Source organism: Microbulbifer variabilis ATCC 700307 (assembly GCF_000380565.1).
GTDB classification, from domain to species: domain Bacteria; phylum Pseudomonadota; class Gammaproteobacteria; order Pseudomonadales; family Cellvibrionaceae; genus Microbulbifer; species Microbulbifer variabilis.
Window position 1 is genome coordinate 214,793 of the sequence record NZ_AQYJ01000027.1, and the last position, 23,798, is coordinate 238,590.

The window sequence follows — 23,798 nt, forward strand, 5'->3', positions numbered from 1 at the left end:
CAGTTAATTACTTTCCATCAGGTGCTCGCTGGTTGGACGAGTCACACGGAAATGCACACCCAACTCCTCTACCAGTAACACCTTTTCCCCCTGGTTAAAAGTTTCACTCTCATCAGGCTCCACCATCACATAGTGCGTGGTGCCATATTCATCGTTAAAGCGTGCTTCTGCGGGTGATCCTGCCTCGGCTTTACCGACAGTAATTACCGCGACTCTGCCAATAAAGGAGTTTCTTCTCACCGCTTCAGACTCATCACCGACAGCGAAACGCCGCAGTAAATTACCAACAAAGCGCACCTGTGGCAGCGCCAGGAAAAAAACTACCAGGGCCAACAGGCCGCCCGGTAATAACAGACCCAAAGTAGACTCAACAAACACCTGGATCAGTAAACCGGTAACACCAAAGCCAACCAAGAATGCCACTAAAAGAATCAATGCTGGTACTTCGCCAAAGCGCAACCAGCCCAAAACTTTAGTCAATCCACCTGTTGCACCACCATCCGGCCCATCGATATCAATATCCGGCAGCATGTTATCGAGTAGATCTGAAATACCAACACCAATCAATGTCATCACACCTTCAAGAAGCGCTATCATAAACATTAAAATTAGCGCACCAGTGAAGATCAGGTTTTGATCTTGCAACAAGAATATCATCAGCCCCCCGACTTAATTTTGGCTAAACGTTCTTTTACACGATTCTTTCGTGCAAACTCCTCAAGCTCTGCTAACTTGCTGGCATCTATTTCGGAATCAAATGTCGATATAGCTGTACTATCTATTGCTCGATTAAATGCATCTGTAGCTTGTTCTACCTGGGCTTTCGAATTTCTATCCCTACCATATTCATCAGCAACAACGCTACCTCTTACATTTTTATTGACCGCGATAAATTCTTGCAATTTCTCACGCATTTCCCGCTTCTTACCTTGCAGAGCAAGAATATAGGAGCCTAGCTCCTTTATTTCTATCTCATTTTCACTGATCGCTTTCTCTAAAATTGGAAGCTGCACCTCAATATCCATTTGCTTGGCAATGGCGGCTTCAGCCAAATCATCACGACCTTCATTTATAGCGATGGTAATTTGTTCAGCTAAATTTTTATGACGTGTATTTTCGTCGTTTAACGTTCTACTATTTAGATACTTAGATGCCTCTGCTTTCCCTAGCTGGCCTCGCACATCCTTAATCGCATCATCCACATCCCGAATTGCCTGTTCCATTACTGACTCTGGCGCAGCGGCTTCAACTGAGCCCACGACTGAATTCGCAGACACAGAGATTAAGCGTGAAATGCGCTTAATTAATCCTTCTCTCAAGATCATCTTTCCTTTTACTATTTCAATTTCCAATAAAGCCAGACCAAGTCCCTCAAATTCTGACAAAATTTATTAATTACTTCCCAAAACGGGCTGCTGAATTACCGCTTTTATTTCAAGATGAATACTGCTGCTTGTTTAAGCATAAAACTCATTTGTGCGGATACTTATTCCGCAGTTTCACCTTCTAGGCATTCACGAATTCTCACGGCGGAATCACGGTGAATGCTCCGTGGATTACTCTGTTGTGACATCAGCAACATTTTTTCCAGGAAAGCCTCGACACTCGGCAACAAGTCTTTCTCCAATTCCGGTGCCATTGGCTCTTTACCCGCACAAACTTTGATAATGGCGGCACCTTCTGTGAGCAACTCCATTACCGCCTCAATCAACAGACTCCGCTGGTTTTCCTCCAGATAACGAGCCTTTAATGGCAGCATGGCCTCTGCAGAGGAGAGATAGCTGCGGGAAAGACAATCCCCGCCAATAGACTCCCTCGCCATTGCAATAATTTCGCGTACTTTTTCACTTTGGGTGACCGCCCCATTGCGATCAATCGACATCAAATATGCATAATCTTCCGCCGATAGGCGTGCCGATATAGATTGTGTTTTATTGAGCATAATGATCCCTTACCTGCCATGTATACAAAAGTACACACCACTATGCACAGGGTCAATTAAAACTCATATGGCTTGTTAGTACGGCAGAACCAACCGACGCAGGAAAATATTATGCTAGTAACTGTGCTATCTATAATTCAGGAGACTTTTGTAAGGAATTGTTCTTATTACCGCCAGTTGTTTTAATTTACACATCCTAACAGAGATGAATTTCCGCAAAAATATTTTTGTTTCCCACACCCAGAAACGGGCTTTTGGCGACACACCCAGTAGTTCCATCGCCAACTGACGGATGTAATGTCGATAGAAAACCTGATTCTCAATGTCGATAGCTATAAAGCCAGCCACTACCTGCAATATCCACCAGGTACGGAATTTATTAGCAGCTATATCGAGTGCCGCGGCGGGGAATTTTCTGAAACGGTATTTTTTGGTTTACAAGCTTTTATTAAGCAGTACCTACAAAGACCTATCACAATTGCCAATATCGAAGAGGCAAAAAAGCTACTAGAAACCCACGGTTTGCCCTTTAATCGCGCAGGCTGGGAACATATCGTCAGTAAACATCGAGGACTGCTGCCTTTAGAGATTTGTGCTGTAGAGGAGGGAGGCATCATTCCTTTACACAATGTCATGGCACAAATTGTTAATACCTGCCCATCCTGTTTCTGGTTGACCAGTTATCTTGAGACCGCACTAGTGCGTGCTCTCTGGTATCCCTGTACTGTCGCCACACAGAGCCGGGAAATTAAAAAACTCATTGCGCATTATTTACAGCAAACGGCCGACAGCCAAAAGAGTCTCCCCTTCCAATTACACGATTTCGGTGCGCGTGGGGCCAGTAGCTTGGAAAGTGCCATGTTGGGCGGTATGGCTCATCTGGTGAATTTTCACGGAACAGATACTCTCTCGGGAATAATAGGTGCGAGAAATTTTTACCATGCCGATATGCCCGGATTTTCTATTCCGGCGGCAGAGCATAGCACCATCACCGCGTGGGGCCGAGATGGGGAAGCATTGGCCTATCAAAACATTCTGCAGCATTTTTCCGGTAAAAATAAAACCGTTGCTGTGGTCAGTGATAGCTATGATTTATGGCACGCAGTGGAAAATATCTGGGGTGGCCAATTAAAAAACACGATTCAAAACAGTGGTGGGACCTTGGTTATCCGCCCAGACTCCGGCAACCCTGTGCAGATCGTTGTCGATTGTATAGAGCGATTGATGCATATATTTGGAGCTCACATCAACAGCAAAGGTTACCGTGTTTTGCCTGAGTATATTCGTGTTATCCAGGGAGATAGCATCTCTCGCTTCACTATTCCCAAAATACTGCAGGCAATGCAGAAGCATAAGCAAAGTGCTGAGAATGTAGCTTTCGGTATGGGAGGCGGGCTGCTGCAAAAAGTCGATAGGGATTTAATGAGCTTTGCCATGAAAGCCAGTGCTATTCGCATCAATGGTATCTGGCGGGACATCTACAAGGACCCGCGCACAGGGCCAGAGAAAAAATCCAAGCGCGGACGCCTGGCCCTGATTCAATGCGAAAATGGCGACTTCAGAACCATTCGTCTGGAGGATGTAAATCATTACAAGAATTTACTGAGACCAGTGTTTCGTAATGGTAAACTGCTTACAGAAACGACTTTTTCTGAGGTACGCCAACGCGCAGCCATCTAGCAACTTGATTCATCCGCCTCCTCTTTCCGTAACCATTTGCCCCTAGCAAACCTCATTTCACCGAACCAACACTTTACAAAAGCAATCATGGCCTGTTACCTGTATAGGTTTGTTGTCTGGACAAGGCGCCCGGCCGGGCCTCTTGTATGTATCGGGCACAATAACAATAAGCACACCCCCAAACCCTATTGGGGGGATAAAGGTAGCCAATGGAAAGAAGAAAATTCCTCAAGATCGCCGGCGTCGGCTCCAGTGGTATTTTATTACCACTACAGGGCATTCAGGTCAGCGCCGAGCAACTGCTCAATGAGGGCATGCACAGCTCGCACAAACGACACTTGGCAGATGTCGCGCTGAATACGGCGCGCAAAGCCGGAGCCAGTTATACCGATGTGCGCATCGGTCGCTATCTCAATCAGTACGTTATGACCCGCGAAACCAACGTGGAGAATATCGTCAATACGGAATCCCTCGGCGCCGGTATCCGCGTAATCGCCAATGGCACCTGGGGTTTCGCCGCCACCAACGATCTGACTGCCGATGGCGTTGCCCGCGCCGCACGCCAGGCGGTTGCGGTTGCCAAGGCCAACGCGAAATACCAGACCGAGCCAGTGCGCTTGGCACCGGTTAAAGGCGCAGGCGCGGTTTCCTGGCAGACACCGATCAAACAGAATGCCCTGCAGGTGCCCATCAGTGAGAAAGTCGATTTCCTGATGGATGTTAATAACGGTGCACTCAAAGCCGGAGCCAGCTATATCCGCTCTTCCTTGTATTTAGTCAATGAGCAGAAATACTTTGCTTCCAGCGACGGCTCCTACATCGACCAGGATATCCACCGCCTGTGGGCGCCCATGCAGGTGACCGCTGTAGATAAAAAGAGTGGTGCTTTCAAAACGCGCAATGGCCTCAGCGATCCAGTGGGAAGAGGTTATGAATACTTGGCTGGCCACGATAAAGACAAGATTCGCGGACAGACCACGCTCTACAAAGCCTCCTACGATATGGCCGAGGATGCGGTGCTCGCGGCAGAGCAGGCCAAGGCCAAGCTTTCGGCTAAATCCATCGATCCGGGCAAGTACGACTTGGTACTGGAACCCTCGCACCTATGCCTGACCATCCACGAATCTGTAGGCCACCCATTAGAGCTGGACCGCGTGCTGGGTTACGAGGCCAACTATGCGGGAACCTCCTTCGCCACCCTGGATAAGTGGCGCAGCGGCAAGTTCCAGTACGGCAGCGACAAAGTCACCCTGTTTGCCGACAAAGTACAACCGGGCTCCCTCGGTGCCGTCGCTTATGATGACGAAGGGGTTAAAACCAAGCGTTGGGACCTGGTAAAAGACGGCATCCTGGTGAACTACCAGGCTACCCGCGATCAGGTACATATGATCGACCAAAAGGAATCCCACGGCTGCAGCTATGGCGATAGCTGGTCCAGCGTGCAATTCCAGCGCATGCCCAATGTCTCCCTGGCTCCGAGCGAGAAGAAGTACTCAGCCAAAGACATGATCCGCGATGTGGAAAAAGGCATTTACATCGTCGGGCGCGGCTCCTACTCCATTGATCAGCAGCGCTACAACTTCCAGTTCGGCGGACAGCTGTTCTACGAGATCAAAAACGGGGAGATCGTCGGCCAGGTTGAGGACGTCGCCTACCAGTCCAACACCCAGGAATTTTGGAATTCCTGCTCGGCGATATGCGACAGCAGTGATTACCGCCTGGGCGGAACCTTCTTCGATGGCAAAGGCCAGCCCAGCCAGGTGAGCGCCGTATCCCACGGCTGCTCCACCACCCGTTTTGACAAAATTAATGTAATCAATACCAAGCGCAAGATTTCCTGAAGGGCGCACAAGAATAAGTAATTGGAGAAAAGGCAATGGCAATTCTGAGTAGAAGTGAAGCGAAGCGTATTCTCGACAAGGTTTTAAAATACAGCCGCGCCGATGAAGCCAGCGCGCAACTGGCCGGCAGCGAGACCGGCAATATTCGCTACGCGCGCAACAGTGTTTCCACCAGTGGCATCGTCAACGATATCGAGCTGGCTGTAGAGGCCCGTTTCGGCAAGAAATCCGGTGTGGCCACCATCAATGAATTCAGCGATGCCTCCCTGGAAAAAGTGATGCGTCGCGCCGAAGAGCTGGCCAAGCTGTCTCCGGAAAACCCGGAAGCCATGCCGATGCTGGGACCGCAGAAATATGTCAGCGTAGACGGCTTCGCCAAGTCCACCGCAGATATCACTCCAGACCAGCGCGCCAAGGCTGCGGCAGATTCCATTATTGCAGCCAAGGAAAAGAAAGTGGTTGCCGCAGGTTACCTGGAAGACCAGCGCTCTTTTGCGGCAGTCGCCACCAGCAAAGGCCTGTTCGGTTACCACGCTTCTACCTCTGCCAACTTCACCGTAACCATGCGCACCGAGAATGGCCTGGGTTCCGGTTGGGCTGAAAGTGACGTTACCGATTTCGGCGCGATGAATACTGGCAGCACTTCCTCTGTGGCCATCGACAAGGCGGTCCTGTCCCAGGAAGCCCACGCCCTGGAACCGGGCAAGTACACCGTGATCCTGGAGCCCAATGCGGTGTCCGGCCTGGTGGGTTACATGATGAGCGGCTTCGATGCGCGCAGTGCCGACGAAGGCCGCAGCTTTATGAGCAAAAAGGGCGGCGGCAACCGTACCGGCGAGAAGATGTTCGACAAGCGCGTAAATTTCTACTCCGACCCCACCAGTCTCGATGTGCCAGCTCAACCCTGGACCGACGATGACTTTATGCAGCTTGGACGCATCGAGTGGGTGAAAAATGGCGTGGTGAAAAACCTGGCGCGCAGTCGCTACTGGGCCGAGCAAAGCAAAGGCGAAGTGGTCCCCGAGCCCAACAACCTGATTATGGTGGGCGGCGATAAATCCACCGAAGAACTGATCAAAAATACCCGCCGCGGCATTTTGGTATCCCGCACCTGGTATATCCGTATGGTCGATCCGCAGTCCATGTTGCTCACCGGCCTCACTCGTGACGGCACCTTCTATATCGAAAACGGCAAGATCAAATACCCGGTGAAGAACTTCCGCTTCAACGAGAGCCCGGTAATCATGCTCAACAATATTGAGGATATGGGCGTACCCCAGCGAGTGGGGATGTGGGGCATATCAGCCATGATTCCCGCACTGAAAGTACGCGATTTTACTTTCAGCAGCCTTTCCGACGCCGTTTAACCGCCAGCACCCATCGAGGATAACGAAATGGATAGAAGAAAATTTCTCCAGCTCAGCGGTGCCGGCCTGGGTGTTTCCATGTTGCCGCTGTCCGGCAATCTGGTGGCCGAGAGCAAACTGACCCAAAGCGGTATTGATCTCTCGGTAAAAAAAGAATTTGCCGATGTAGCTCTGAATACCGCCACTAAACTCGGCGCCACTTATGCCGATGTGCGTATTGGTCGCTACCTGAATCAATACGTGATCACCCGCGAGATGAAAGTGCAGGACGTGGTGAACACCGAATCTATCGGCATGGGGATTCGGGTTATTGCCAACGGCACCTGGGGCTTTGCTGCCACCAATGACCTGACAGCCGATGGCGTCGCTCGCGCCACCCGCCAGGCAGTAGCCACGGCCAAGGCCAACTCCAAATACCAGCAGGAGCCAGTACAGCTGGCTCCGGTAAAAGGCCACGGCGAGGTGAGCTGGCAGACACCCATCCAGAAAAACGCTATGCAGATCCCCCTGGCCGACAAGGTGGATCTGTTGATGGACGTGAACAAGTCCGCTATGGATGCCGGCGCCAGCTATATCAACTCCATGTTGTACCTGGTGAATGAACAAAAGTATTTTGCCTCTACCGACGGCTCCTATATCGACCAGGATGTTCACCGTTTGTGGGCGCCCTTCTCGGTTACCGCAGTGGACAAGAAAACCGGCGGCTTCCGCACCCGCCAGGGCCTCAGCCAGCCGGTAGGACGCGGCTTTGAATACCTGGATGGCCGCGCCGAAGACAAGATCCAAGCGCAGACAGTGCTCTACCGCGATTCCTACGATATGGCCGAAGACGCACGTCTGGCGGCGCAACAAGCCAAGGAAAAGCTCACGGCTAAATCGGTCAAACCGGGCAAGTACGACCTGGTGTTGGACCCAAGCCACCTGTGGCTCACCATCCATGAATCCGTCGGCCACCCACTGGAGCTGGACCGCGTGCTCGGCTACGAGGCCAATTTTGCCGGTACCTCTTTCGCCACTATCGATAAATGGCGCAGCGGCAAATTCCAATACGGCAGCGACAAGGTCAACCTGTTTGCCGATAAGGTACAGCCCGGCTCTCTCGGCGCCGTCGGCTACGACGATGAAGGCGTGAAGACCCGCAACTGGGATCTGGTAAAAGACGGTGTGCTGGTGAACTACCAGGCCACCCGCGACCAGGTACATATGCTGGGGCAAAAGAAATCCCACGGCTGCTGCTACGCCGACAGCTGGTCCAGCGTGCAATTCCAGCGCATGTCCAACGTTTCGCTGTTGCCTGGCAAGGAGGAGCTGAGCGTCGACGATATGATCAAGGATGTGGAGAAAGGCATTTATATTGTGGGTGCCGGTTCCTTCTCCATCGATCAGCAGCGCTACAACTTCCAGTTTGGTGGACAGCTGTTCTACGAGATTGAAGACGGCAAGATTACCGGCATGGTGGAGGATGTCGCCTACCAGTCCAACACCCAGGAATTCTGGAATGCCTGTTCGCAGGTCTGCGACAAAGATGATTACCGCCTGGGTGGTTCCTTCTTTGACGGTAAGGGACAGCCGATGCAAACCAGTGCGGTATCCCACGGTAGTTCCACTGCACGCTTCGACGGTATCAATGTGATTAACACCAAGCGCAAGCTGGGCTAACCAATGATCCAGGCGGGAGCTGGCCAGCAAACCAGTCAGCTCCCAGCATTGAAAATAAATGGGTAGAAGGAAAGAAGGTGCTCCGTTCGAGTCCGTATGAGGCATGGATGCCAATTACGAGCGTACAGGGATGTATTTACAGCGTGTCTCGAACGGAGCACCTTCTTTCCTTTGCTCTCAACAATAAAAACCAACGCAGTAACAGAGTTATCCCGTGTCCCTCACCCGCAAGGCTTTTCTTCAGCGCCTGATCCTGGGTAGCTGCGCCGCAGCGCTGCCGCTGGGTACACGCGCGCAAAATACCGCACCGGGTAGTGCACAGGAGCACTACGATTTCTATTTCACCCGCTTGATGTACGAGTCCGGTGACTGGGATGTGGACCAGCGCATGCCCTCCAACCTGCTCAATTCTCTGGTGGAATACACCAATCTCAGGGTTGATCCCAAAGAGCACATAGTGCCGCTGGCCGATAAGAAAATGCTGCTGGCGCCTTTCTGCTACCTGGCCGGACACAAGCTGGTGCAGTTCACCACGGAAGAGGCAAAGAATTTTCGCGACTACGTGAATCGCGGCGGCTTTGTTTTTGTCGACGACTGCAACCACGATATCGACGGTCTCTTTGCCAAATCTTTCGAAGCGCAAATGGCCGAGCTGTTTGGCAAAGACTGCCTGAAAAAACTCCCGGACGATCACGACCTCTACCGCTGTTTCTTTCAATTCGATGAATTGCCGGTAACCAGCTTTGAATTAAATGGCTGGGGTGATGACCTGGTACACGACTACCTGAAAGCCATTGTTGTTAACGGCCGTATCGCCGTGCTCTACAGCAACAAAGATTTTGGCTGCGAATGGGACTACGACTACCGCAACAAACGCTGGCTCGCCATCGATAACACAAAATTTGCGGTGAACATTGTTATTTACGCACTGACGAGCTGATTATGCTGACCACCCTGGAAAATAGTATCGAAGAACAACTGCACAGCCTCGACAATCTGCAACAGGAGATTGCGCGGGTGATTGTCGGCCAGAAACCCGTGGTGGAGCAGATGTTGATCTGCCTGTTGGCCGGGGGCCACGCCCTGCTCGAAGGGGTGCCGGGGCTGGGTAAGACCCTGCTGGTAAAAACCCTCGCCGATGCCAGTGCGCTGGATTTTAAGCGGGTACAGTTCACCCCGGATTTAATGCCCGGAGATATTCTTGGCAGTGAGATCCTCGAAGAGGATCACAGCACCGGCAAGCGCTTTTTTAAATTCCAGCAGGGCCCGGTTTTCACCAATATCCTGCTCGCCGATGAAATTAACCGCACACCGCCGAAAACCCAGGCAGCCCTATTGGAGTCCATGCAGGAAGGCTCGGTAACGGTGGGCGGTAAAACACTCAAATTGCCCGATCCCTATTTCGTACTGGCCACACAAAACCCCATCGAACAGGCCGGCACCTATCCACTGCCGGAAGCTCAGCTGGACCGCTTCCTGCTAAATATTCATATCGACTATCCCGATGAGCAGGATGAAGTTGAAATCCTGCGCTCCACCACCGGTGCCAGCAGGGTCAAACCCAGCCCCAGCCTGGATGCAGAGCAATTGCGCGAAATGCAGAAACTGGTGCGGGAAATTCATGTCAGCGACGATCTGTACCGCTACGTGGCGACACTGGTGCGCGCTACACGCATGGAAACCAGCGGCAGCGATACCCTGCAACAGTGGATCAAGTGGGGCGCCGGTCCCCGCGCGGGGCAGGCTCTGATTCTCGCCGCCAAGGCGCGGGCCCTTTTGCAACGACGCCTCGCCGTCACCCGCGAGGATATCCGCAGCCTGTTACTGCCAGTGCTGCGCCATCGGGTGCTGCTCAGCTTCCAGGCCCAGGCCGATGGCGTGCAGATGCCACAGCTGATTGACGAATTACTGACAGCGGTGCCGGAACCGGGCCGGGACTGATCAGCGTGGAATACCTGTCCCCCAAAACCCTGGCCAGTTGTCGCGACCTGGTGTGGCTGTCGCGGCATATCGCCGAGGGCGTGATGCTCGGTGTGCAACACAGCCAGCGCCGAGGCACCGGCCTGGAATTTCATCAATACCGAGGCTATCAAGCGGGTGATTCCATCCGCCATATCGACTGGAAACTGTTTGCCCGCAGTGATCGCTACTATGTGCGCGAGACCGAGCAGGAGAGCCGTATGCACGTGTGCTTTGTGCTCGATACCAGCGCCTCCCTGGGCCAGGCAAGCTTTGTCGAGCCCAGCCTGAATAAACTGCATTACGCCAAGTGCTGGATTGCCAGCCTATGCTGGCTGCTCAACGCCCAGGGAGACAGCTTTTCTCTATTGGCGTTTAACAGCAGTCGGACGGTTTATGTGCCGGAAGGCCAGGGCGAGAGCCACCAGCGTCAAATCGCTCTTCAGCTAAAACAACTCGACGCCAGCGACCACTGGCCAGATCACACTCAACTGGCGCCGCTGTGGCAATACTTTGAGCGGCCCTGTCAGGTGGTATTGCTGAGTGATTTTTTTGAACAAGGTAATGAGATCGGCGATTTTGTCGCACGCCTGCATGCCGCCGGCCGCCCCTGCCTGCCACTGCAATTGTTAATTGAGGCAGAACAGACTTTTCCTTTTGGCGGAGAGCTAAAGCTGCTCAATCCAGAAGTAAGCGCCAGTACGCCCGCAACTTTAGAAGTGGACGCCGAGCGGCAACGCCAGTCTTACCTGAATGCTTTTGCTCATGCACAGAGCGAGTTAAAAGCACGCTTTGCCACACAGGAATGTTCACTACAGACCGACCTTATCGAGCAGCCTGTGGAAAAGTCATTGCGGCAATTTATTCAACTGCACGGCAGGTTATGCTGAGATGTTGTGGATAAATAACTTATTTCAATCCCCACAGTGGCTATGGCTATTCACAGCCCTGATTATCCCTATCGCCATTCATTTGCTGCGCCGAAGTAATCCACAGCAGATCTCCTTTGCTGCGCTGCAATGGGTACAAAGATATTCACAGAGTCGCGCGCGCCGCCCTATTGTGGATAACAAGTGGTTGCTGCTATTGCGCCTGCTAATCGTCGCCCTGCTGACAAGTTTGTTGGCTCAGCCGCTGATTAAACGGGAAATTTATCCCCAAGAGGGCGTGATACTGGTGGACCCCAGAATTGGGGCGGGCGAAGCGAATACATTTATCCACAATTCACTGCCGCAGCTTGTGGGGGAAGGTTATAAAGTGCTGTGGTTATCCCCAGAAACACCTTCCGTAACCTCACCCCCACCACAAAATGTGGACCTGTGGAAAACTCTATCAGCACTATCACGCCGGGCGGATTTGCGTAGGGCTCATATCCTGTTGATAAACAACGGTGTTCCAGCGTCCCACCAGGCACTAAGAGTCAGTCCCCATTGGCAGTGGCATGGCCTCGATAAAGCATCCACAGCTCCGAGCCCGGTATTACCGAGTATCGCTTTAATGGGCAAACCGCCCAGTTGGTGGGCGCCAGTGCTGGAAGACTGGCAAAGTAAAATGCCAGGACTATCGGTGCATATTCAGGAACAAGAAAAGGCGCCCAGCGCCGAACAGACAGATTGGTTGATCTACACAGGCCTCGCACCCCTGCCACAAGCCGTGCTGGAATTTGTTACAGATGGCGGCCTGTTAATCACCGACAACAGTATCCCCCCTACCGATAATCTCAACTTCGTTGCTGTGGATAACAGCCAGTCAACTCAGGTGGCCTCAGTGGGACGGGGAAGTTGGCTGCGCTACGAAAGTGACTGGTACAGCGAGGTGTTTTATCGCCGCGCAGATTTACCTGAACGTTTATGGCAGCAGTGGTCTGGGCAAGACTGGTCGCTACAGCACGAAAATCGTGGCCACTGGTCTGCTAGCAAAATAATGGCAGGCCTTCCTGTAGAAGACAGCGAGGTGGAAAACCGTCGTATTGAACAACTGCAACCCTGGTTAATTATCGCCCTACTGTTACTTCTGGCTTTTGAACGCCTAATTGCCCTATCGCGACCTGCAGCCATTATGGCAACTGTTAGTAATGGGGAGGCTGACCATGGATAAGCGTCAGTTAACCCTTAACGCTGTGCGCAGGCGCTGGCAACTGGCAGCCCTGCGGCCCTATCTCTGGCTTGCCACTGGCCTCAGCCTTCTGGCTGGCTTGGGTATTTTTGTATTCGGCTGGCCACAGTGGCTATTGCTCGCCTGGCTCGGAATTATTGTTGTAGCCATTCTATTGGATCGCAGCTGGCGCCCAAGCCCTGAAAGCCTATGTCGACAGTTGGATGGACAATATCCACAGCTGCAAGACAGCAGCCAGTTGCTTAGCCAACAGAAAACCAACCTAAGTCCATTGCAGCAATTACAGCGCGCGCGTATCGAAACAGCGCTGCAACAACTGCTGGAAAGTGGCGACCGGTCGCCTCTCGGTCCAAAAAAACTCCGCAGTGCCCTGACAAATGCTTTTGGTGCCTGCCTGGGACTATTGTTATTTGTACTGAGCGATTCTCACTTCACCGGGGATAAAACTGAGACCACGCAACAAAATACAGCTATTCCCGTTGCCGAAAAGCTTGCCATAATGCGCGCGGCAACCCATATCCAGCCGCCCGCCTACACTGGGCTCACAGCCGAAAGCCAATCCCTACAAATCGATGTGCCGGAGCAGTCCAAGGTCGAGTGGCAACTCGAATTGAATCAGCCGGTGCAAGGGCTGGAAATGTTGGCCGAAACTGAGCGCTTCGCCTTTTCTCCGCTAGGTAATCTACCCAGTAAAAAATGGCAATTACAACGCACTATCGCTAAGGCAGACTTTTACCAGCTTTCAGTGCAATTCGCGGAGAGCCAAATACTTTTGCCGGAAATCCATAATATTCGGGTGCATAAAGACAGTGCCCCGGAGTTTACCTTTGAGGCACCCAGCCTGCGCGTCGATACCATTCAAGGGAGCACCCAAGGTATTCCCGTGAAAGTAATAATTAGTGATGATTACCAGGTGAGTTCTGCAGATTTATTGGTCACCCTCGCCAGCGGCACCGGGGAAAATTTACGCTTTCGCGAAGAGCGTATTCCACTCACCAGTTTGCAATCCACTGCTTTATCAACAAGCCCCTCGGAAGATAAGAAAGCAGCTCGCTACGATTTCACCCTGCCCATCCACCAGTTTTCCATGGAAGCGGGAGATGAACTCTACTGGTATCTGGAAGCCAGGGATAACCGCGAGCCCAGCGCCAACGTTGCCAAGAGCCAACACTTTATCTTGCGCTGGCCGCAAGAAGAGATTTTCGGGCTGAGCGACAGCGAGGGTATGGCGATTAAAATATTGCCGGAGTACTTCCGCAGCCAACGCCAGCTGATTATTGATACCGAGGCCCTGCTATCCGAGCGAGAACAGCTGCATCCGGAGGCATTTCGCAAACGCTCCGAGGGTTTAGCCTATGAACAGAATTTGCTGCGCATGCGCTACGGCCGCTTTCTCGGCGAAGAGGATTCGGAAGCGGAGCATTCTGGCGCAGAGACCGAGGAGCACGATGATGAAGAGGAGTCCGAACACGGCCATAGCCACGATCATACAGAACAAGGTGAGCACCAGGCACATGGCGAAGAAAATGCGACTCCCTTCGTACAGCGGGATTCCCACTTCCAACAGGCAGCACGCATAGTCGCTTCCGCCGGGCATCAGCATGACAGCTCTGAACATGCCACCCTGTTCGACCCCCAGACCAAGGAGCTACTGCGCAACGCGCTAAATGCCATGTGGAGTTCCTGGCGCGACCTGTCGGTTATAGAGCCCCAGGCCTCCCTGCCCCATCAGCACCGAGCTCTGCGCTTTATCAAGGAAGTACAGCAGGCTTCGCGTATTTACTTACAGAGAGTCGGGTTCGAGGCGCCCCCCATAGACGAAAGCCGCCGGCTTAGCGGTGAACGGGAAGACGTAGCGCCAGAAACTGTCGACAGTGCCTTTGAACAAAAACAAAGAGCACAGGTGCTCGCCCTAATGGCCCAGGTAGATGCTGGCGCCGAACTCGATACCGATCTGCTGGTGCAGATAAATGAGCTAGCCACAGAGCAATCACTGGATCTTGGCCTGGAGCTATCCAAACAGCTGCGTTTATACCAGCAGCGCCACCAGCAACCGAATTGCATTGATTGCACAAACTCCCTGAATCAGCTGCTCTATCAGCTACTGCCAGCACCGGAATCTGCGCCTTCACTGCCTTTGCAAACAGAGGCCGACGGCCATTTCAGCCGTTGGCTACACCAGCAAGGGGGGAAATCATTGTGATTGATTTCTTGATACCCGGCCTGTGCCTGTTGGCCTGTTTAGCATCACTCGTACTGTTGCGCCGAGGCGCCAAACCGTTCGACTATGGCCTGCAACTGGCGATTTGGCTGAGTGCCTGGATGCTCTGGCAGCCACCGGCAATCATTCCCGCCGAGCGCAATATCTCTATCGACAGCAAAGCGCTGGCGAGTTCACATCCAATAAATCTCAATGGTGTGGAAAATATCTCCCTCAATGGGGAGCCACTCGGCCGCGACAAACTGCGGGACCTGGCACCAGTGCGCCTGGAGCTATCGAATATCCAGGAATCTGATAGCAGCTGGGAATTCGACTGGCAGCGGCGAATTACCCTGGGTGATTCTTTAAAGTTAAAGGTTCACAACAACCAGCCACTGACTGAAAACCGACAAATTAGTCTGCTCAATCCCTACGGCCATATTGAAGACAGTCTTGAGCTGAAAGTGGGAGAAGCAATTCAGGCACAACTCACTGCCACTCCAAAACTCGCGGGCCCCCAGCTATACCGGGTACGGACGGAAAGCGAAACCGGCGAAATCCATACAGATCCTTTACCCATCCTGGTGCGAGAACCGCTCCAGCCCAAATTGTTACTGTGGCTGGCACGCCCCTCTTTTGAGACAGCCGCCCTCTCCCGCTGGCTGCGTCAATCCGGTGTAGCAGCACAAGTGATGACCCAGTTGGCACCTGAAATTAGTAGAAAAGAGACTCTCAATGGGCTTCCACTTACCGAGTCTGCGGATCTACTCACAAAGGAAAGTCCCTTCGATTTAGTCATTCTCGATAGCAGTTTGTGGCCGCAACTCTCCTCTCAACAAAAACATCAGCTCAGCGAGCTGGCCACCACAAAGTCACTGTTATGGTTAGTCAGTGGCGATAGCTCTGAAGAGTTTCTCCAATACGCTGCAGCCCAATCCATGCCTCTGCAAAAGGGAGAAGATACCCGTTTACACTCCGGCTTTGGCTACCAAAAAGCGGCCAATGCGGAGATTCCCCCACTGCGCAATTCTGGCTTTATAGCCGTGCAGCCCAGCTCCAGTGACTTCTTACTGGATAATGAAGAAACTCCCCTTTTCTGGGGACGTTCAACCCAGACGCAGCACTTGGGTTTTATTCTATTTAGCGACAGCCACCGCTGGCTAACCAGTGGGTTTGCTACTGAATTCGCCAGCCTGTGGAAGTCCATTATTGATTACCAACTCAAGCATTTGGGTAGTCAGCCGCCAGTAACCCTCTCCAATAAGTTACCGCGGACTCAGGAACGCACCACCCTATGCAGCCCACTTTTTTCTAATCAGAGACCAATATTATTAAGCTCCCAAGAAAACTCCCTACCCATCAGTGGTGTCGCCGTAAGTAGTAATTCCCAGGGCCAGTGCTACAGCTTCTGGCCACAGGGTTCTGGCTGGCATCAGCTTAAGACTGATATGGATGGGGAGCCGGTATTAAACTTCTATATCTTTGCCAAACAGGACTGGCCCAAGTGGCAACGGTCCCTAAATGCCAGGGAGGCCCGACAAATGGCCGCCGCACGCTTGGGGCCAGTTGATAATCGTCACTCAGGCAAAATGCCTATTGAGCGCCAATGGTCGGCTTTGATTTTGCTGTTATTGGTCTGCACAAGCTGGTGGAGGGAGCGCAGAATCTTAAACAGGCCCTTATCTTGAAGACTGCGCGGAGGGTTTATTACCCGGCTGCGCCTCCTGCTTGGGGAATATCAGCTGATCGACGGGATAACCCATCGCCTTGGCTTTCTGTATAAATTGCTCCAGTACATCCTTTGGCATAGTTGGGGTGCGGGACAATATCCACAAATAGGATTTGTCATATCCGGACACCATCGCATATTTATAATCATCTGCCAGGGCAATTACGATATAGGAAGAGTAAAAGGGACCAAGGAAAGATACTTTCAAGTGGCCTACATCCTTGGAACCGACAAACTCAGCCCGCCCCTCCGCTAATTGCCAGGCATCACGTGCTTTTGAGTAACCCGTATTGATGACCGCGACGGAACCATCAGGATTGAGGCTGTAGTCCGCAGTTACCAGGGTCAACCCGCGCTCGAAAGAGTGATCCAAACGGGCTATTTCATACCAGTGGCCTAAATAGCGCTGCAGCTGGAAATTCTGTACTGGCTCAACCCCCTCCGGTACCCGCGTGCAGGCACCTAACCACAGGAAGGAAAACAGTAGTACTCCCAGGGAAAACTGCTTCATCTAGCCACTCCCAGCAAATTCACCCTCAAATCAAAATAGAAGACAAGGGTTTCACAAGGTCAGGATAGTTTCGAGAGTTTGTATTTCACCCATAAAAAAACCACCGCAAGGGTGGTTTTTTATCGCTGGACTGGCCAACTTATTTTTCGACGAAAGCGCGCTCGATCACATACTCGTGCGGTACCCCTGCGCGTGTCTCCTTGAATCCCCAGTCATCTAGGATATTGGTGAGATCCTTCAGCATTGCCGGGCTACCGCACAGCATAAAGCGATCCTCTTCAACATTCGGCTTGGGCACATCCAGATCTGTAAAAAGTTTTCCGGACAACATTAAGTCGGTCAGGCGACCGGTATTGCGGTAGGGCTCACGGGTCACAGTCGGGTAGTAGAGCAGTTGCTCGCGTACCATCTCACCAAAATACTCATGCTCAGGTAGCTCATTCTCGATCTGCTCCTGATAGGCCAGCTCAGAGACATAGCGCACCCCGTGGGTAAGGATTACCTGGTCAAAACGCTCATAGACAGTGGGGTCTTTGATAATGCTCATGAAAGGTGCCAAGCCGGTGCCCGTAGACAGCAACCACAGGCGCTTGCCCGGCAGCAGGTGATCGGCCACCAGGGTACCGGTGGGTTTTTGGCTCACGTAGATCTCGTCGCCCGGCACAATCTTCTGCAAGCGGGAAGTCAGGGGGCCATCGGGAACCTTGATACTGAAGAATTCCAACTCATCTTCGTAGTTGGCACTGGCAATGGAATAGGCGCGCAGTAGTGGACGACCGTTGTCCTGCTGTAAGCCGATCATCGTGAAATGTCCGTTCTCAAAGCGAAAACCCGAATCCCGGGTGGTCTTGAAGCTAAACAGCGTGTCGTTCCAATGACGGACTTCCAACACCTTCTCTATATTCAATTTGGACATAAACTTAAAACCGGTTATTCCACGAGTCTCTTGATAGTTGAATTTTAGCCCTGGAAGATCTATTGGCAAAGTGGGATATTTCGATATTCCTTATCTATTTTAACGATCAAGTGGAGATTTCCCTTTGCGCTATACCTTGCGCCAACTGGAGGTGTTCCTTGCCTGTGCTCATCACGAGAATGTGAGCCGCGCAGCAGAGAGCCTGAGCATGTCCCAGTCCGCCGCCTCCACCGCCCTTAAGGAGTTCGAACAGCAGTTTGAGCTGCGCCTGTTTGAGCGCACCGGCAAGCGCCTGCGCTTGAATGAGCTGGGCAGGCAACTATGGCCCAAGGCGGAGGAGCTGCTGGAAAGGGCACAGGAACTGGAACAGAGCCTGGCCAGTCATCGTGATCTCGGGCGCCTAAAAATAGGAGCAACACTAACCATCGGCAATTACCTGGCAGCAAACGTAATGGCGCGATACATGGAAGAGCAGCCCGGCACACGAGTGGAGCTGGAGGTCGCTAATACATCAGTAATCACAGAGCGGGTGCTTAACTTTGAGCTGGACCTTGGGCTTATCGAGGGTGAATTTAATCACCCGGATCTGGAAATGATTCCCTGGCGCAGTGATGAATTGGTCGTCTTTTGCGCCCCCTCTCATCCCCTGGCCAAACGCAAGCGCCTAACAGACAGAGATCTGCTCAAAGCCATCTGGATTACCCGGGAACCCGGTTCCGGTACACGCCAGACTTTTGACCGGGCTATGGCTGGCTTACTTCCCAGTCTGCACATTCTTTTAGAGCTACAGCACACAGAGGCTATCAAACGGGCCGTGGAAGCCGGTCTTGGAATTAGCTGTCTATCTAAAGTTTCACTGGCTGACGCATTAAAACGAGGCTCTTTAATTGCGCTGCCTGTACCACAACGGGATTTTCACAGAGAGTTTTATTTCGCTTTGCACACACAAAAATATAGAAGTGCGGGAATTGAACGATGGCTGGAGTTATGTAAACAGGAATCATCAGAATAAAAAACCACCCTTTGGGTGGTTTTTCCAGCAAAACTACCTAAGTTACTTCACTCGTACCAACTGTGATTTTGCTTCATCTGGAACTTCATCAATAGAAGCTATTGTCAGTCCGCCCTTAGGAATAGATGCAGTATTTGACTGTAAAGTTATATTTGCCGAGTCAGGTAATTTTCACATTGCACCAGTAGCAGGATCCACTATCAGCATACCAATAAGGCCGCCAATTAGAATATTACCTATGTTCCAACCATTCAGACCAGGTTGAATTTGAAAGCTCTGCTCTTTGTAACCAGCCATATGGCATTCAATCGTATAGCTTGCAGAAGAAAAGAATCCATTCACAAATTTTTTATAGATTTAATAAGAAGTTTTTACGGGCTACCTTCCAAACAACTCCCCAAAGAAATCCCCCTCATACCAGAATGGCTTGCCCTCAGCATCTGCCACTTCCCTGGCAATTAGGTAATTTACCTCGGTAAACTGCTTGGCAGCTATATAATTCACCCCTGCATCGGGAGCATCCCCGGGCTTGTGATAGCTCTCTTTCAGGAAGGCCACTTGCATAGCGGTACCATCAATATTTGGATCCTGAGCCTCTCGTCCAGTAATCAGGTAAATTGAGGGAATACCTCGGCGCACAAAATTGTAGTGATCACTGCGAACAAAGATCACTTCTTCCGGCATGGGATCTGGGCTCAGTTTTAAGCCACTGCGCACTGCGGCACGCTCGGCAATCTGCCCCAAGGACGAGTGCTCGGCACCGAAGGCGATAATGTCGCGAAACGGGTACAGCAGCATAGGCATATCAAGATTGATATTGGCTACTATAGACTGCAAAGGAACGGTAGGATATTCAGCAAAGTAATCTGATCCTAACAGCCCTTTCTCTTCTCCGGTCACAGCCACAAATAATAGTGAGCGCCGTGGTGCATGACCGGATTCCACGAACAGACGCGCAGTTTCCAGCATTACTGCTATGCCTGCTGCATTGTCCTGGGCACCATAGTAAATTTGGCCATCCTCTTTTTTACCAATATGATCAAGGTGGGCCGAGAAGACTACATATTCATTTTTTAAAAGGGGATCACTGCCAGGTAATACTGCCACCACATTGGGACTGGTAATTTCCTTATGTTTGGAACTAGTACCTAGTGCTGCACTGTAAGGCAGTGGAAATCCCTTCGGATTCTGACCTTTTTCAATATCGCTGAAGATGCTTTCCAGGCTGCTTTGCGCACCGACAAATAGCTTGGCCGCTGCTTCGCTGCTGAGCATAACGCCTGGGTGCAACCCGGGAGTTGCACTGCCCGGGTTGCCTTCCCTATTAACCCAATCAAAGGTGTCATCGTGACGATGCTCCGCATAGCGGGCAAAGGGGCGACGCTTTTCCCTTTCCGGGGTATATACGGTGATGTAGCCGACGGCCCCGTGGCGGGCGGCAGTTTCACGCTTATTACGGCTTGAAGCGTAGTGGGCTCCAACTTCACTGGGTAGGCTCTCGGGACGTCCACTCAGGATCACCGCCACCTTGCCCTGAACATTTAAGCCAGCATAATCATTGAGGTTGTACTCAGGGGCCTCGATTCCGTAACCAACAAACACCAAATCTGCTTCCAGGCTACTGCGCTCACTGACCGCCGATGGACCTGCGATAAAGTCCTCGCCAAAACGGAAAGTGACATGCCCACTCTTCCCTTTCAGGACAAAGCTAGGCTCTGCACCATTCCAGCTTGCACTGCGGAAAGGCACGTCCTGGAAGTAACCCTCATCACCGGCGGGGACCAGCCCCATACGTTCGAACTGTTCCGCAACATACTGTGCAGCCTTGCGATAACCCTCACTGCCGGTATCGCGACCTTCCAGTTCAGCCGATGCCAAGTAATCCACATCCCGGCGGATATGGTCGGTATTGGCACTGGGAGCGGAAGTCGTGGGGACAGTGGTGCAGGCCACCAACAGGGCCACCAAAAGGGCACTGAACAGGATCTTGCTTCTCATGGGAGCTCTACTTCTCAATAAACCATCGCGACGGGTTGATGCCGCCAGTAAAAGGGGCGCAAGCTTATCACGATAGACAGTAACTGCGTGCAGAATACCGTTAGCGATTATTTACCCAAAATTGGTATCGGAATAACTTTCAGGCTGCCTTATCAATCCCCGGGAAAGCCCGCTCCACGGCGGTAACTACCTTTTCATAGGCGCAATCAGGACAAAATTCACCGTGGGCAGCCAATAGATGTAGGAAACTTAGGCCTAGCAAACGCCGAAAGTCGACCTGTAAATGATAACTGGGGTCACCTCCATCCGGGGTCATACGCGTGCGCCATGCAGGTGGAATCTGCATTCCACAACGCAAACCGGATAAGCGCAAGAGATTGCGGCCAAACCAGTTACAACCACCCCAACTACCCCAATACTGCAAGGCATCACAGCTCAGCAGCAAACCACCATTAAACGGCAACCAAAGCACAGCCTCTGGAAAACGGCTGTGGCAAAATTCCAGGAAACGTCCATCAGGTATAGGGCACTCTCCATTCTCCCTGATCACCCGGTCAGCACCAGGGGGATAAAAATCAGAGCCAACCTGCCGCCAAAAGGTAAGGTCGAAATGATCTCGGTAATAGAGGTCATCTTGGCCATGATGGTAACCGAGACGGACTGCATGGCGGACGCTACCGAGATCGCGCAACTTTTCCTCCTGTTGAGGACGCAGACGTACGGGGTTTATCAAAGTTAGATCTTCTCTCCAACGCACTATGGCCATATTACGATTAATAGTCACACCGGGAGCCAGTTTTACGGTGCCCGGAACGCAGAACAGATCTGGCAAGAGCTGGCGAATCTCTCCGTGGGGTTGGGCCTGTGGATAGTTGATTCGCACTGGCTTTCGCTCAGGTGTACTGCACCCGATTGCTTATACCCCGCAATAGCTGCAGGGCGCGTTCGGCGCTGTCTTCCGGAACAAAGATATGGTCGTGACGCAAAGCAGTCACCACATTGGCAACGATACCGGCTTCTGCCAACTCCCCAGCGATAGTTGCAGTCAACCCCACCGCACTGAGTCCAGAAAATACCTGTAAAGTAATCTGTCGAAATGGTGCGCTAGAGGCGATGCCATATTGTTGGGCCAGGTGTAACGGCATTATTGCACTCATGCCCTCCCCTTCGCGGAAGATACACAGGCTTTCCGCCAGTATTTCCTCGAGACGAGTATCAGACACCTGACAAAAAACGAAAGTTTCTTCCTGCAGTTTTGGATACATATTTCGCAAGATCTTGGCGAGGGAGACTTCAGCACTCATATCCTAATGCCATTTTTTTGAAGACCTTCAGCGATTGATAACCAATAGCTACCTTGTATCCACAAGCCACCAGCTATGAATTCTTGGAAAAATGACCAGATGCTCTGAACATGTTCTGTTTAGGAGCACCCCTTAGGCTTGGAGATTTTTATTCTAATTTCGCTTGCGCTTCTTCACGCCTTTTTTTGCAGTTTCTTTTAATTCCTCCCCCTCAAATTCCGGTTCACCTTGAGCCGGAGTAGTATCCACTTCTAAATCCGGGGACTCCTCTCTCTCCCAGCTTTTCAAGGCTGAATCGATATCTTTCTCAAGATCCAGGCTAGGAAATTCCGGGCAAGGCGCATCCCGTTCCGGGTCGTGCCAAGCAGAGAGGGGGGCAACAAAAACCACCAGAGATTTATGCAGCCTATTGCGGCCGATACTCACTTCCGTCCAGGTAGTCTGCCAAGCAAACTTTCCCCGCACTGCATAGTCACTTTCATAAGATTTCAGGGTCAGGAAATACGGATATATTTTTCCACGACGACAAATAATCCTGCGGCCGGTTTTGATATTTGCCATCTGTGTGAATGGGTCAAAGTACCAATGTATATCGTACCCAAAAGCAAACTGCATTTTCCCTTTCTTATTCGGTAGAAATGCGTAAGAGCGACCAGTACCATCTGGTTTTAAACTCCAGACATGGCGGGCTTCACCATCTCTGGAGATTAACCAGGCGCCAACCCACTGACTGGCATTAAGGCGAGACTGTGCATGCCAACCATCGACTCGCGTTTTCTCTTTTTCTTTCTTATTAATTTCCTCTTTCGCAAATACCGAGGTACAGGTGAGCATAAATATCAGAGCGACAGTCAGGCACCTCTGAATCACGAAGCTTCTCCGGAGGTTGGCAAATTCTTCCCTGAGTGGATTACTCCTGGCTTTGACATTTCGAGCCTGAAATGACATTGAAAAGCGCTCAGCTGGCAATATCCGGACAATTGCTACCCGCTTTCGGTGTACGCCAGCTGCTGAGTCGACGCTGGAAGCTCAGTAAGCCACCTCCCGCCTGCAGCCAGTGTCGACCATCAATCACTGCGAATAGCAGCGTGGATTTACTCCAACCCCGAAATGCCACTGACACCACACCGCCCTTACAGTGAACCGAAGCGCCGGTGCGAACCCGCACTCGATCACCATCGAGCTGCCAGTTGATTGCGAATCCATGGGTCAGGCGTCCGCCAGAGTTAAAGCCATAGGCATAGCCAGAACCATCGGCGTTCAGCTGCCAAACCAATTGGTCATCACCCTCGCTAACCACCAGCCAGTTGCCAGCCCATTTCTGTTGCGCTGACTCCGCTGCAGCTGCTAGTGGCAACAGCAGAAAAAGCACCAAGACGACGGCATAAGTCTGAAAGAGGGAAACCAGGACACGATTCGATAGGGAAAGACGCAAATACTTCATGCGCTACTCTACTGTGTCAGCCCGCGGAAGCTACCGCGAGGTGGAGTTTCTGCGAACGGCGGCCGGGTTGCCACCAATTTTCCTGTCCGGTTACAGCCTTGGCGACCGGCGTGAAAAGTTG

21 protein-coding genes are annotated in these 23,798 nt (G+C 51.8%); 11 read left to right on the forward strand and 10 right to left on the reverse strand.

Annotation, left to right across the window (positions count from 1 at the left end; genetic code table 11):
* Nucleotides 1-3: 3 nt before the first annotated feature.
* The 3 genes from G367_RS0114100 to G367_RS0114110 form a co-directional block, all read right to left on the reverse strand.
* Entirely contained in the window at nucleotides 4-657 is a 654-nt protein-coding gene (locus tag G367_RS0114100) for a YqiJ family protein (protein ID WP_020413787.1), read from the reverse strand.
* A complete protein-coding gene (locus G367_RS0114105; RefSeq protein ID WP_020413788.1) occupies nucleotides 657-1,385 on the reverse strand; it encodes a PspA/IM30 family protein in 729 nt (242 codons plus the stop codon). The genes G367_RS0114100 and G367_RS0114105 overlap by 1 nt, the downstream gene beginning before the upstream one ends.
* A gap of 101 nt (nucleotides 1,386-1,486) precedes the next feature.
* Entirely contained in the window at nucleotides 1,487-1,942 is a 456-nt protein-coding gene (locus G367_RS0114110) for a hypothetical protein (RefSeq protein WP_020413789.1), read from the reverse strand.
* 297 nt (nucleotides 1,943-2,239) lie between these two features.
* Here G367_RS0114110 and G367_RS0114115 point away from each other — a divergent pair, with 297 nt between their 5' ends.
* From G367_RS0114115 to G367_RS0114160, 10 genes are all read left to right on the forward strand, one after another.
* A complete protein-coding gene (locus G367_RS0114115) occupies nucleotides 2,240-3,622 on the forward strand; it encodes a nicotinate phosphoribosyltransferase (protein WP_020413790.1) in 1,383 nt (460 codons plus the stop codon).
* Nucleotides 3,623-3,831: 209 nt separating this feature from the next.
* Complete coding sequence (locus tag G367_RS0114120; protein WP_020413791.1) at nucleotides 3,832-5,463, forward strand: TldD/PmbA family protein; 1,632 nt, start codon at nucleotides 3,832-3,834, stop codon at nucleotides 5,461-5,463.
* A gap of 35 nt (nucleotides 5,464-5,498) precedes the next feature.
* Nucleotides 5,499-6,830 carry a TldD/PmbA family protein gene (locus G367_RS0114125; protein ID WP_020413792.1) on the forward strand — a complete coding sequence of 444 codons (1,332 nt, stop codon included), beginning with the start codon at nucleotides 5,499-5,501 and terminating at the stop codon, nucleotides 6,828-6,830.
* 27 nt (nucleotides 6,831-6,857) lie between these two features.
* On the forward strand, nucleotides 6,858-8,489 hold the full coding sequence (locus G367_RS0114130) for a TldD/PmbA family protein (RefSeq protein ID WP_020413793.1): 1,632 nt from the start codon (nucleotides 6,858-6,860) through the stop codon (nucleotides 8,487-8,489).
* A gap of 214 nt (nucleotides 8,490-8,703) precedes the next feature.
* Nucleotides 8,704-9,429 (forward strand): DUF4159 domain-containing protein, encoded by a 726-nt coding sequence (locus G367_RS0114135; protein ID WP_020413794.1) that lies wholly within the window; start codon nucleotides 8,704-8,706, stop codon nucleotides 9,427-9,429.
* Between the two features lie 2 nt (nucleotides 9,430-9,431).
* Nucleotides 9,432-10,430 carry an AAA family ATPase gene (locus tag G367_RS0114140; RefSeq protein WP_020413795.1) on the forward strand — a complete coding sequence of 333 codons (999 nt, stop codon included), beginning with the start codon at nucleotides 9,432-9,434 and terminating at the stop codon, nucleotides 10,428-10,430.
* A gap of 5 nt (nucleotides 10,431-10,435) precedes the next feature.
* Nucleotides 10,436-11,338, forward strand: a complete 903-nt coding sequence (locus G367_RS0114145) for a DUF58 domain-containing protein (protein ID WP_020413796.1) — start codon at nucleotides 10,436-10,438, stop codon at nucleotides 11,336-11,338.
* Between the two features lies 1 nt (nucleotide 11,339).
* Entirely contained in the window at nucleotides 11,340-12,545 is a 1,206-nt protein-coding gene (locus G367_RS0114150) for a BatA domain-containing protein (RefSeq protein WP_020413797.1), read from the forward strand.
* A complete protein-coding gene (locus G367_RS0114155) occupies nucleotides 12,538-14,766 on the forward strand; it encodes a hypothetical protein (protein WP_020413798.1) in 2,229 nt (742 codons plus the stop codon). Before G367_RS0114150 ends, G367_RS0114155 begins: the two co-directional genes overlap by 8 nt.
* Entirely contained in the window at nucleotides 14,763-16,451 is a 1,689-nt protein-coding gene (locus tag G367_RS0114160; protein WP_020413799.1) for a hypothetical protein, read from the forward strand. Before G367_RS0114155 ends, G367_RS0114160 begins: the two co-directional genes overlap by 4 nt.
* Here G367_RS0114160 and G367_RS0114165 read toward each other — a convergent pair.
* Together G367_RS0114165 and G367_RS0114170 are read right to left on the reverse strand one after the other, a co-directional pair.
* Nucleotides 16,443-17,003: a lipocalin family protein gene (locus tag G367_RS0114165; RefSeq protein WP_020413800.1), complete on the reverse strand. Its 561-nt coding sequence runs from the start codon at nucleotides 17,001-17,003 to the stop codon at nucleotides 16,443-16,445. The two genes, G367_RS0114160 and G367_RS0114165, sit on opposite strands and share 9 nt — an antisense overlap.
* 139 nt (nucleotides 17,004-17,142) lie before the next feature.
* Complete coding sequence (locus G367_RS0114170; protein WP_020413801.1) at nucleotides 17,143-17,919, reverse strand: ferredoxin--NADP reductase; 777 nt, start codon at nucleotides 17,917-17,919, stop codon at nucleotides 17,143-17,145.
* Between the two features lie 124 nt (nucleotides 17,920-18,043).
* Here G367_RS0114170 and G367_RS0114175 point away from each other — a divergent pair, with 124 nt between their 5' ends.
* The gene (locus tag G367_RS0114175) at nucleotides 18,044-18,931 is read left to right on the forward strand and encodes a LysR family transcriptional regulator (protein WP_020413802.1); all 888 of its coding nucleotides are present in this window, start codon (nucleotides 18,044-18,046) and stop codon (nucleotides 18,929-18,931) included.
* Between the two features lie 378 nt (nucleotides 18,932-19,309).
* Here G367_RS0114175 and G367_RS0114185 read toward each other — a convergent pair whose 3' ends face one another.
* The 5 genes from G367_RS0114185 to G367_RS0114205 form a co-directional block, all read right to left on the reverse strand.
* Nucleotides 19,310-20,929: a M28 family metallopeptidase gene (locus G367_RS0114185; RefSeq protein ID WP_020413804.1), complete on the reverse strand. Its 1,620-nt coding sequence runs from the start codon at nucleotides 20,927-20,929 to the stop codon at nucleotides 19,310-19,312.
* Between the two features lie 139 nt (nucleotides 20,930-21,068).
* On the reverse strand, nucleotides 21,069-21,812 hold the full coding sequence (locus G367_RS0114190; protein ID WP_020413805.1) for a hypothetical protein: 744 nt from the start codon (nucleotides 21,810-21,812) through the stop codon (nucleotides 21,069-21,071).
* Nucleotides 21,813-21,822: 10 nt separating this feature from the next.
* Nucleotides 21,823-22,233, reverse strand: a complete 411-nt coding sequence (locus tag G367_RS0114195) for an ACT domain-containing protein (protein ID WP_020413806.1) — start codon at nucleotides 22,231-22,233, stop codon at nucleotides 21,823-21,825.
* 153 nt (nucleotides 22,234-22,386) lie between these two features.
* Nucleotides 22,387-23,103 (reverse strand): hypothetical protein, encoded by a 717-nt coding sequence (locus tag G367_RS0114200; protein ID WP_020413807.1) that lies wholly within the window; start codon nucleotides 23,101-23,103, stop codon nucleotides 22,387-22,389.
* Nucleotides 23,104-23,191: 88 nt separating this feature from the next.
* Nucleotides 23,192-23,677, reverse strand: a complete 486-nt coding sequence (locus tag G367_RS0114205) for a hypothetical protein (protein ID WP_020413808.1) — start codon at nucleotides 23,675-23,677, stop codon at nucleotides 23,192-23,194.
* Nucleotides 23,678-23,798 lie beyond the last annotated feature (121 nt).